Here is a 2,513-nt window from a genome sequence, read left to right as displayed (position 1 = left end):
TGTGTGGCGTTTTCGTAGTCACCCGCCTGCATGCTTAATATCGCTAGCTCGGTGAGTGACGTTGGGTTGTCAGGGTGGTGCTTTATTACGTCTTCATGGATTTTTCGGATTGTTTGAGGATCATTGCTCTGTCTGGCGATCAGAGCCACCAGATTATGACTCGCGTTGGGGTTGCCGGGCTCAATGGAGAGTGCCTTGTTGAAAGCAGTTTCGGCACTTTTTAAATCTTTCAGCATGACATAGCTTAAACCCTCCAGCGTCGCACCATCAGCGTTATTGGGATGCTCGGGTGTAAACTGCTGAGCATGTTTAAGGGCAAGGTCGGGTTGCTTGTTTTGTAGATAAGTTAAAATAAGGGCTATTTTGGCTTGTGGTGAATCGGGTGTTTTTTCTATGGCTTTAAGCAGTTCAGCAATCGCCGCGTTAATGTCTCCTTCTTTAGCTGCAACGGATGCCTGCCCCAGATTCACGCGTGGATCACTGCTGTTAAGGTCAGTCGCTTGTTTGAGTAAACGTTTGCCTGAGTCAAAGTTTTTGTCGTGCAGTGAGGCGAGCCCTGCAGCAACCAACAATTCGTTATCACTTTGTACAAATGTATCACTGTTGAGTTGAGATAATGTTGCGGTAGCTTCTTTCGTTAACCCCAGTTTGAGCGCAATCGCTGCTTTAAGTTTTAATGCTTCTACCAGGTTTGGAACGCGATCCAGTACTTTGTTTATTTGGTTGTAGGCTGCCTCATAACGTTCAGCAGAATAGTAAGATGCTGCAGCTATATATAGGCTTTGCAGGTCGTTTGTTGAATATAATAGGCTCGCTTCAGCGTGCCGGAGGGCTTTGGCATAATTTTTCTTCGCAAACTCTATCTTCGCTTGCAGCGCATTGGCTTCCGGCTCTTCGGGTACAATCGCCAACACTTTTTCTAGCTGGAGGGTGGCTTCATCTGGTTTATTCTCCGCCATGTATGCCTTAGCTAGTTTTATATTTGCTATTCCTATCTGTGATTGCGTATCCGTTAACTTTTTGAAGGCTTGAATTGCCAAGGCATATTCCTGGCTTGCCATTGCCAGATCACCTTGCAGTAGTAGCCCTTGGGTATGATCTGGTTCCTGCAAAAAAAGTTGCTCTAAATATTTTTTGGCTTGTTCCGCTTCGTTGACCTGGGCTTGCAGCAGGGCATTGGTAAATAATACAACTGGTTTGTTTGGGTTAAGCTGCGTGGCTTGCGTTAGCATCTTGTTTGCGTGCGGTATATCTCCATAGTAAATAGAGGCCTGTGCTCGAATGGTATAGGCTTCGGTTCTTAGTTCGACTGGCCACTGTTCTGTATCAGACAGAAGGTTTTTCAACTCTTTGAACTTACGGCTTTGTAATAACGTACGCGCAAGTATGATGCTTGTTTCATGATCTTCAGGGTTTAAACGGTGGGCTTTATCTATCTCTTTTTCAGCGGCAGCGAAGTTACCTTGGGCTAAATAAATTTTACCTAAAGCGAGTCTGGCGACGCCATCTTCCGGGTTTTTCTGCAGTGCATTTTTGAGAACGATTTCCGCGCTTCTATGCTGTCCTTGTTTTAAATACGAGCTTACCTCTTGCATATAAGCGGGATCCGTATTGGCTACTGCAACGGGGGAAGCTGGTAGTGATAGAAGGCTGCATAGGGTTAATGCAGTTATCAATTTATGTTTGTATGGGCTGTTGATTATTGACGTTTTCAAAATCCATCTCCTGAGTCAGTATTAATAAGAATATTATGACTATTTATGTTCTTCATATCGGCGAGGCGCAATAATGTGCTGAGGGTCGATAGCGACCTTAAATTTTTTCATTAGATCAGTGTAAGCCGGTTCTGCTTTTGGTAGTTTTCCCATCGCATAGGTCGATAGCCGGTAGGGGTAATAGCCTTTTTCTATGAGTTTTGCTAAGAGTTCGTCGTGACACTGAAGTGCGCGTTTTTCTTCTTCTGGAAAATCACGATCATAAGCGATGGCGATAACGCTATCGATACAGCGCTCGGTCAATAATGTCATGGATATTGCCGGGTCAAAACCATAGCTCAATAACGTCGTTTCTATTATCTCTTCAAGAGCGCTGGCGTGCTCGCCTGTCATGGGGGCTATAGGTGCCAGCCATATTAATCCGCAACGATCCCGGTTTGGGTCGGCATTGTCTGCAGCCGGAGCAGGTTGTTTTTTTCGCCAATAAGTACTGGGTATAAAAGTATTACTTGGGATTCCACGTTTGAGTCTGATAAAAGCGACTACCATTTCTAACGCTTTTGTTAAATCAATGCCGGTAGTCCATTTGTAAGGGCGGGCTATTTTGGATGCAATTTTAACGGTTCGATCGTCTACAAAATGAAGTTTTGTCGATGGGATGCGACGTAATGCTTTTTTAAGTTTTTTGCGTGCAACGGACACTTCTGCGCGTGTTCCATATAAGGCCCCGGAGGCGTTCCATCCACCGACATTTCTTTCCTTACTTACTTTAGCTAGCCAATCTCTTGGTAGTGGTGT

2 protein-coding genes are annotated in these 2,513 nt (G+C 44.8%); both read right to left on the bottom strand.

What is annotated here, in order from left to right; genetic code table 11:
* Nucleotides 1-1,676: XrtA/PEP-CTERM system TPR-repeat protein PrsT (gene prsT, locus ABY436_RS19945; protein ID WP_372740670.1), on the bottom strand; the 1,676-nt coding region annotated here is incomplete at its 3' end.
* 78 nt (nt 1,677-1,754) lie between these two features.
* Nucleotides 1,755-2,513, bottom strand: a 759-nt coding sequence (locus ABY436_RS19940) for a hypothetical protein (RefSeq protein ID WP_372740669.1), incomplete at its 5' end; no start/stop codon positions are given.

It is taken from the genome of Neptunomonas sp. (assembly GCF_041601355.1).
Classification (GTDB): Bacteria; Pseudomonadota; Gammaproteobacteria; order Pseudomonadales; family Balneatricaceae; genus Neptunomonas.
Note: the sequence above shows the minus strand (reverse complement) of the source record. Positions and strands in the feature narration are given on the sequence as shown.